At 68.0% G+C, this 8,642-nt stretch carries 7 protein-coding genes; 3 read left to right on the top strand and 4 right to left on the bottom strand.

The genetic code is table 11. The features are described 5' to 3' along the window. Nucleotides 1-366 precede the first annotated feature (366 nt). The 3 genes from AC1DYI_RS19885 to AC1DYI_RS19895 are packed head-to-tail and all read left to right on the top strand — an operon-like array spanning nucleotide 367 to nucleotide 4,299. Nucleotides 367-915: a hypothetical protein gene (locus AC1DYI_RS19885; RefSeq protein WP_477205864.1), complete on the top strand. Its 549-nt coding sequence runs from the start codon at nucleotides 367-369 to the stop codon at nucleotides 913-915. A gap of 52 nt (nucleotides 916-967) precedes the next feature. After that, nucleotides 968-2,020 carry a helix-turn-helix transcriptional regulator gene (locus AC1DYI_RS19890; protein WP_477205865.1) on the top strand — a complete coding sequence of 351 codons (1,053 nt, stop codon included), beginning with the start codon at nucleotides 968-970 and terminating at the stop codon, nucleotides 2,018-2,020. A gap of 32 nt (nucleotides 2,021-2,052) precedes the next feature. Next, nucleotides 2,053-4,299 (top strand): patatin-like phospholipase family protein, encoded by a 2,247-nt coding sequence (locus tag AC1DYI_RS19895; protein ID WP_477205866.1) that lies wholly within the window; start codon nucleotides 2,053-2,055, stop codon nucleotides 4,297-4,299. A gap of 13 nt (nucleotides 4,300-4,312) precedes the next feature. Here the strand turns inward: AC1DYI_RS19895 and AC1DYI_RS19900 are convergent, their stop codons facing one another. The 4 genes from AC1DYI_RS19900 to AC1DYI_RS19915 form a co-directional block, all read right to left on the bottom strand. Then, a complete protein-coding gene (locus tag AC1DYI_RS19900) occupies nucleotides 4,313-5,332 on the bottom strand; it encodes a hypothetical protein (protein WP_477205867.1) in 1,020 nt (339 codons plus the stop codon). A 99-nt stretch (nucleotides 5,333-5,431) separates the two neighbouring features. Then, the gene (locus AC1DYI_RS19905; RefSeq protein ID WP_477205868.1) at nucleotides 5,432-6,343 is read right to left on the bottom strand and encodes a hydroxymethylglutaryl-CoA lyase; all 912 of its coding nucleotides are present in this window, start codon (nucleotides 6,341-6,343) and stop codon (nucleotides 5,432-5,434) included. Between the two features lie 10 nt (nucleotides 6,344-6,353). Further along, the gene (locus AC1DYI_RS19910; RefSeq protein ID WP_477205869.1) at nucleotides 6,354-8,378 is read right to left on the bottom strand and encodes an acetyl/propionyl/methylcrotonyl-CoA carboxylase subunit alpha; all 2,025 of its coding nucleotides are present in this window, start codon (nucleotides 8,376-8,378) and stop codon (nucleotides 6,354-6,356) included. 10 nt (nucleotides 8,379-8,388) lie between these two features. Next, the coding region (locus AC1DYI_RS19915; RefSeq protein WP_477205870.1) for a DUF4126 domain-containing protein at nucleotides 8,389-8,642 on the bottom strand (254 nt) is incomplete at its 5' end.

An 8,642-nucleotide genomic window follows, 5' to 3' on the forward strand; every position in this document is an offset into this window, starting at 1 on the left:
CGCTTCGCCCGCCTGGTCAATCTGAGCCAGAACCCGCTCGCCCTCGTCCGGTGTGTGCAACTGCGCCATCAGCGCCTGGCGCTGCCGAGCGCTGAGCTCGTGCAACCGCTTCAACCACCGCTTCCAGTCTTGTTCCTGCATCGCCTTCTCCAGGGAACCCGGCTTGCCGCCGTCTACCTGGCACGATGCACTTCCACTGGCTCATGGCCTGCGCCTGTCACTACTCAATGCGCAAAGAGCCTTTCTTTTGGGCCGCCGCAAAGACGCGCAGCACGGATCAGCGCTGACGATCCAAGGCTCGTTCCGGCGCGGCGCGGCACCCAGAATCCTCGTCACCCACCCACCCTTTCGTTCCGGAGTGACGACATGCCCTTGCGATCCCTGCTTTCCGTGCTCTCCCTGGCCGCCACCGCGGCCCTGCTGCCGGCCACCGCAGCCCACGCGGCGGACACCACCGAAGCCGGTCACTGCGCCAGCACCGGCGGCGTATTGACCAAGGTCTTCCCGTTCGGCAACACCAATTCCGATGCCGCGAACTGGGTGCGCTACGGCGGCTCGGCGCAGGCCTGCACCTACACCGACGCCGACGGCGCCCGCATCACCGCTTGGGCCGGCACGTTGACCAGCAAGAAGCCGACGATGGCGGCACTGGCCTACTACGCCAAGGTGCCCTGGAATGGGCAAGGGCACGGCAACCCTGCGGCGCTGTACTGCATCCAGCTCGGTGGCACCCAGCTGATCGGCGCCATGGGCAGCGGCAGCGGCTGGGCCGCCCAGGCCGGCGACGACCCGCATGCCATGTGCATGTTCGCCGACATGTCGGCCATCGATGACTGGGGCCTGCTGTACCACGCGAACGACATCATCCGCGGCAAGGACCTGGCCACGGTGTTCAAGTTCCCGAACCCGTACTGATCCCGGTTCACCCTGTATTGGGCGTCAGCGGAGCGAGCCTATGCTTGGCGTCGTGCCGCTGCCCCGCCCCACCACCACACCGGCCCCGCCCGAACCCTCACGGCTGCTGGCCGTCGAGCCGCTGCGGCTGCAGGCGCGCGACAGCATCGAGCATTACCTCGACGCACTGAACCGCGCGTCGCCGGTGGCCCAGCGCCAGATCCGCCGCTGGGCGCCGAACGGCCACGACTGGCTTGGCGTCTCGGCAGTGCTGCATGCTGACTCGGCGGGCGCCCAGCCGACTGAGGTCTTCATCGGCGAGGGCCACTTCAGCTTCGATGTCGAAATGGCGCGGCGCAATGCCGACGCGGCACCCGACGCCTACGTGGTCGGGCTGCCCGTCACCGGCCGCCTGAGCGTGACCATCGACGGCTGCGAGACGATTGCCGAGGCCGGCGAAGGCACGATCGTCGACCCCGCACGTGTCGACCACACCGTGTTGTCCGGCGAGGCGCACTTCGTCGAGTTCTACCTGCCGCGGCGCGAGATGCTGCGCCTGGCCGCCGAGTGGGCGCCGGGCGTCGAGCCGCATGCGCCGCTGTTCGAACCACACCTGCGCGCACCGCTGGCGCAACGCCTGCTGTTCATGGCCACACAGGCCGCGCAACTGCTGCAGGCGCCCGGCCCGGCGGCGGGCAAGCAGATGCTGTTCGGCCGCTGGATCGAGATGATGGGCCTGTGCCTGCTGCACGAGCAGCCGCTGGCCCAGGCGCACACCCGCCGTTCGGCGATGATCGCGCCGGCCCCGGCGAGCTTGCGACGCGCGGTCGACTTCATCTATGCGCATGCGGATACTGCGATCGGCCTGGCCGACATCGCCGACGCGGCCTGCGTCAGCGTCAGCAGCCTGCTGCGCCAGTTCAGCGGACACCTGGGCCAGTCACCTTTCGCATTCCTGCGCGTCGTGCGGCTGGAGCGCGCACGCGCCGAGCTGCGCGGCAGCGGCGCACAGCCGGTGCGTGATGTCGCGCTGCGCTGGGGCTTCCAGAACGCGAGCAAGTTCACCCGCGCCTACCAACGGCAGTTCGGCGAACGCCCGAGCGAAACGCGAACCCGGCGCAGCTGAACGCCGCAGGCGGCCAGCGACAATCCGCGCCCATGCAATGGCGCGTCTTGCTTCTTCTCTGCGCAAGCCTTCTGTCGGCTGGCACCTCACACGCCCAGTCGACGGAAGACATCCCACCGCCGCTCGGCCGCCCGCGCATTGGCCTGGTGCTCTCAGGCGGCGGCGCGCGGGGCCTCGCGCACATCGGCGTGCTGAAGGTGCTCGAACGCGAACACGTGCCAGTCGACGTGATTGCAGGCACCTCGATGGGTGCCATCGTCGGGGGTCTGTACGCCAGCGGCATGAAGGCCGACGACATCGAGCATGAGCTCAAGCGCATCGACTGGAACAAGCTCTTCGCCACCCGCGTCAGCCGCCAACAACTGAGCCAGCGCCGCAAGGAAGAAGACTTCGAGATCGCCAGCGCGATCGAGCTCGGCATCGACCACGAGGGCTCGTTCCGTGCGCCGCAGGGTGCCGTCTCCAGCCGCGGGCTCGAGACACTGCTTCGGCGCCTGACGCTGGCGGTGCGGTCCACCGCGCACTTCGACAAGCTGCCGATCCCGTTCCGCGCGGTGGCCACCAACATGGAAACCGGCGAGGCCGTCATCCTCGGCCAAGGCGACTTGGCGACTGCGCTGCGCTCCAGCATGAGCGTGCCCGGCGTGTTCCCGCCGATCGAGGTCGATGGCCATGTGCTGGGGGACGGCGGCCTGGTCAACAACGTGCCGATCGACGTGGCCCGCGCGATGGGCGCCGACATCGTGATCGCGGTCAACATCGGCACCCCGCTGGCTGCCCGAGACACACTGAGCTCGGCGCTGGGGCTGACAGCGCAGATGATCAACATCCTGACCGAGCAGAACGTCAAGCGCAGCCTGGCCACGCTGCTGGACAAGGACCTGCTGATCGCGCCCGACCTGGGCACGCTGACCTCGGGCGACTTCAACCACGCGGCCGACTTCATCCGCATCGGCACCGAGGGGGCCGATGTGCTGCAGCCGCGCTTGGCCGAGATGGCGCTGCCCGCCGATGACTACGCCACCTGGCGCACCGCGCGCCACACCGGCACCGTACCGTCGCCGAAGCTGGCCTTCGTCGCCTTCGAAGGCACCAGCGTCACCAACCCGGGTCGCTTCGAAGGACAGTTGTTGTCGCAGCCTGGCGAGGCTTTCGATGCCGACAAGGCCGCACGCGACGCCCGCCATCTGGCCGCCAGCGGCGACTACGCGCGCGCCGACTACCGCCTGGTCGACACCACCAGCGGCGCCACCGGCGTGGTCTTCGACCTCGAAGACAAGCCCTGGGGCCCGAACTACCTGCGCGTGGGGCTGGACCTGTCGACCGACTTCGGCGGCCACAGCGCCTTCAACATCAAGATCAGCCACAACCGCCACTGGTTGACGCCCAGCGGCACCGAATGGCGCAACCGGCTGCAGATTGGCGAAGTGCCGCAGCTCTACAGCGAGATCTACCACCCGCTGAACTGGACCATCGGCCTGTGGAACGACTGGTTCGTCGCCGGTTGGGGCCTGGGTGAGCGGCGCGTGCTGTCGCTGTACCAGCCCGACGCCGGTGACGAGATCGGCCAACTGCGGCGCACCACCGGGCGCGTCGGCGTGGACCTGGGCCAACCCTGGGGCAGCCTGGGCGAACTGCGGCTGGGGTTGACGCACCAGATCGGGCGCACCGAGCCAACGCTGCTCTCCGCCGACTACGCAGGCGCAACCAGTGCCGAGACCTGGAACGAGACCGCCTTGCGGGCGCGGGTCGTGGTCGATCAGCTGGACTACGCCAACTTCCCGCAGTTCGGCTACCGGGCCGAAGGTGAAGCCCAGTTCGGCTGGCGCCACCACGAAGGCACGCAAAGCCTGTCGCGCCTGGAAGGGCAGCTCACCGGTGCCTACAGCTGGGGCGCGCAGACGCTGAATGTGTTCGGGCTGCTGGAGATGTCCGACGCGCGCGCGGACGCGATCGTCGGCCAGTATTCGCTCGGTGGCTTCCAACGCCTTTCGGGCTACCGCCCCAACCAACTCGCCGGCAACGCGGTGCTGTTCGGCCGCGTGAACTGGTACATGCGGCTGGCTGAGCCACCGGTGTTCGCACGTGGCTTCTTCGTCGGCGCATCGCTCGAAGCCGGCAACGCCTGGTCCAGCCGGCGCCAGATGTCGCTCGGCGACCTGCGTGGCGGCGCCAGCCTCTACCTCGGCGCCGACACCGGCATCGGCCCGATGTACCTCGGCCTGACCTGGGCGCCGCAGGGTGAAGCGGGCTTGGCGCTGATGATCGGCCGCCCCTGAACCACAGCGCCCTTCAGTAAACGATCACCGGCTCGATGTCGAACAGCTGCGGGTCGGCCGGGTCGACGGTCACCTTGACCCAGTGCAGCGACGGGCTGCCGAAGGTCTCGATGCGGGTCAGGTTCGTCAGCTGCTTGCGCTGGCGGTAGATCGGCATGTCGACCTTGTAGAAGTGCGTGTCGCCATGTACCAGCAGCACGCGACCCTTGAAGTTCTCGGTTTCGGCGATCAGTGCGTCCATGAAGCGGCGGTAGCCGTTGTAGCGCGGCGCCTGGCTTTCGTCTTCGTCGGTCTCGGGCAGGTCGAAGCCGGGGTCGGCCTGGAACACGGTGACAACGCCGCGTACGCCTTGCTTCTTGGCCTGCGCAAAGCTCTCGCGCAACCAGGCGATGTTGGCCGCGTCACGTGTTTCGTATTCGGCGTTGTCGGCCGCGCAGTCGGCCGCCTTGCGCGCACTCTTGAACGTGCACTCTTCGTCGTTCAGCACCCGGTTGTTGTTGCTACCCGGAATGTTGAACGTGGCGAAGACGATGCCCTGACGCTCGAAGCGCACGTTCTCGACATAGGGCGCCGGCTGGTGCTCCAGCGCCATCGTGCGCTGGCCCAGGCTCTCGGGGCGGCCGAACATCACGCGGCGCAGGTGGGCCAGCCGCTCCAGGTTGTCGTAGCCGCCGTTGTTCAGCCGATGGCAGTCGGTCCACTCGTTGTCGCCCGGGGTATAGACGGCGGGCGCCTTCAAACGAAGGAACAGCGCCAACGCCTCGGTGTAGACCACGTCGTCGCAGCGCGAGCTGCCGTCCTTCACATCGCCGTCGTGGATCGAGAACGCAATGTCGGCAGCATTGAGGCTGTTGATGATCGCGTTCAGCCCGGGGTCGTCGCCATTGCGCTTGTACGGCATGTCGCCCCAGAGCGCGAAGCTGAAGCCGGTGCCGGCGGCCTTTGCGGCCGGCGGCGAAGAAGCGCAGCCCGTCATGGCAACCAGTGCGGCGACGGCGATCAGGGACAGGGCAAGGCGTGTGGACAAGCGCATGGTCGGTTCATGGGCGGTGGGCGAAGGCGGGGAAGTATCCCCAAAGTCCTGCCCCCTCGCATGCCCCTGCGAAGGCCGTGGCCTCCGTCGGCCAGCCGATCAGCCGCGCTTGATCAACAACGCCTTGGCCACCCGCGAGCCTGTCGGCTGGCCCAGCGCGTTGCGAATCGCCACGCCGGCGTCGATCAGCTTGTCCAGGTCGATGCCGGTCTCGATGCCCAACCCGTGCAGCAGGTAGACGACGTCTTCGGTCGCCACGTTGCCGGTCGCGCCCTTGGCATACGGGCAGCCGCCGAGGCCCGAGACGCTGGTGTCGAAACTGGAGATGCCGATCTCGAGGCTGGCATAGACGTTGGACAGCGCCTGGCCGTAGGTGTCGTGGTAGTGGCCGCTGACCTCGTTGATCGGGTAGTGCTTCAGCGCCGCTTCGAGCGCGCGCTGCACCTTCTTCGGCGTGCCGACGCCAATCGTGTCGGCCACGCCGACGTGCTGCACGCCGATCTCTTTCATCAGCCGCGCGACCATCTCGACCTGCTCGGGCGCGATCTCGCCCTCGTAAGGGCAGCCAACCGCGCACGAGATCGCGCCGCGCACCTTGATGCCAGCGGCGCGCGCCGCCTCGGTCACCGGCGCGAAGCGTTCGATCGACTCGGCGATCGAGCAGTTGATGTTCTTCTGGCTGAAGGTCTCGCTGGCGGCGCCGAAGACGACGATCTCGTCGGGCTTCGTCAACACCGCGGCTTCGAAGCCTTTCATGTTCGGCGTCAGCACCGAGTAGCGCACGCCGGGCTGGCGCTTGATGCTGGCCATTACCTGGGCGTTGTCGGCCATCTGCGGCACCCACTTCGGGCTGACGAAGCTGGTGACCTCGATCTCCCGCAGGCCGGCGGCCTGCAGCGCGTGCACGAGCGCGATCTTGTGCTCGGCGGCGACAGGCTGCTTCTCGTTCTGCAGCCCGTCACGCGGGCCGACTTCGACGATCTTGACGCGGCTGGGCAGGTTCGTGCTCATGCTTCTTCCTTCACTCCGACAGGCGCAGCAACTCACCGCCCTCTGCCACTTGGTCCCCGACGGCGTACATCAGTTCCGCCACCGTGCCGGCACGCGGCGCGCTGATGGTGTGCTCCATCTTCATCGCCTCCATCACCGCCAACGCCTGGCCGGCCGTCACCGTGTCACCGGGTTTGACGTGGAAGGCAATGACCTTGCCCGGCATCGGTGCGGTCAACCGGCCGGCACCGCCGGTGGCTTCGCCGGCATGGGCGATCGGGTCGATCTCGTGCAGTTCGCGCGAACCACCCGCGCCGAACACCGCCACCCGTTCGCCTTGCAGGTAGACGGCCAGCGTGTGGCGCTCGCCACCCAGTGTCACGTCGTAGCGATCGCTGCCGAGTGCGCGCGTGGCCAGCGGCCAGCTCTCGTTGCCCAGCACCAGGCGCAAGGCACCGTCGTGCAGGCGCTCCAGCGTTGCGACGTGTTGCTCGCTGCCGACCTGCAGGTCGATGCGGCGGCGCGCGCCGCCATGGATGCGCCAGCCATTGCGGTGCGACCAGGGGTCGGCCGACTCCAGCGCAGTCTCGGCCGCCAGCACCTGCGCGATCACACCCGCGGCGGCCAGCGGCAGCGGCAGGCCCGGTGCATCGAACAGCACCGCGCGCTCGCGCTCGATCAGCGCCGTGTCCAGATCGGCGGTCGCGAACGACGGACTGGCCGCGACGCGGCGCAGGAAAGCCACATTGGTGTTCAGGCCGACGATGTGCGTGTCGCGCAGCGCCGCATCCAGCCGAGCCAGCGCCTGCGCGCGGTTCTCGCCCCAGACGATCAGCTTGGCGATCATCGAGTCGTAGTACGGGCTGATCGCATCGCCTTCGCGCACGCCGGCGTCGACGCGCACGGCAGCCGGGTCGTGGAATTGCTGTGCGTCGGCGTTGCGGCGGAAGCTCACATGCTCGGGCCAGCGCAGCACCGACAGAGTGCCGGTCGCGGGCAGGAAGTTCGCGTCCGGGTTCTCGGCGCAGATCCGGGCCTCGATGGCGTGGCCGTGGATCTTCAGCTCGTCCTGCTTGGCCGGCATCGGCTGGCCCGCGGCCACGCGCAGCTGCCACTCGACCAGGTCGAAACCGGTGATGGCTTCGGTCACCGGGTGCTCGACCTGCAGCCGSGTGTTCATCTCCATGAAATAGAAACGCAGGTCGCCGTCGCCAACTTCCTCGGCGATGAACTCGACCGTGCCGGCGCCGACATAACCCACTGCCTTAGCGGCAGCGACTGCGGCGGYGCCCATCTCGGCGCGGCGTGCTTCGCTCATGCCAGGAGCGGGCGCTTCTTCCAGCACCTTCTGGTGGCGGCGCTGCACCGAGCAGTCGCGCTCGAACAGGTAGACGCAGTCACCTTGCGTGTCGCCGAAGACCTGGATCTCGATGTGACGGGGCTTGGTGACATAACGCTCGACCAGCACATGGTCGTCACCGAAGCTGGCCTTGGCTTCACGCTGGCACGAGGCCAGTGCCGAGACGAAATCTTCGGCCTTGTCGACCCGGCGCATGCCGCGGCCACCGCCACCGGCGCTGGCCTTGATCAGCACCGGGTAGCCGATGCGCTCGGCCTGGCCCGCCAGGAACTGCGGATCGTTGTTGTCGCCGTGGTAGCCCGGCACCAGCGGCACGCCAGCCTTCTCCATCAGCGACTTGGCGGCCGACTTGCTGCCCATCGCCGCGATCGCCGACGCCGGCGGGCCGATGAAGACCACGCCGGCTGCCGCACAGGCGTTGGCGAAGGCTTCGTTCTCGCTCAGGAAACCGTAGCCGGGGTGCACTGCCTGCGCACCGGTGGCCTTGGCCGCATCAAGGATGCGCTGCCACTGCAAGTAGCTGTCTTTCGCGGCGTTGCCGCCGATGTGCACCGCCTCGTCGCAGACGCGCACGTGCTGCGAGTTCGCATCGGCGTCCGAGTACACAGCCACCGTGCGCACACCCAGGCGCTTCGCCGTTTCGGCAACGCGGCAGGCGATCTCTCCCCGGTTCGCGATCAGGATCTTCTTGAACATCAGCTTTTCCTCAGGCGCGCGCGGGAGTCGCACCGAAATGTTGGCGCAAGGCCGACCACAGGCCGCGCAGGAACTTGAACATCAGCACGATCAACGCACCCATCACCAGCAGCGCCAGTGCCAAGGTCACGAAGAAAACCACGGGGTGCACCCAGGCCAGCCACAACATCACCGGCACGGCCGCGTCACCGAGCAGCGACAGCCCGATGTTCGAGAACGGCTCGGGCGAGGTGTTGGCCGCAGCGCGCGTCGTCGCCTTGGCCA

It is taken from the genome of Ideonella sp. P3_A4 (genome assembly GCF_056403075.1).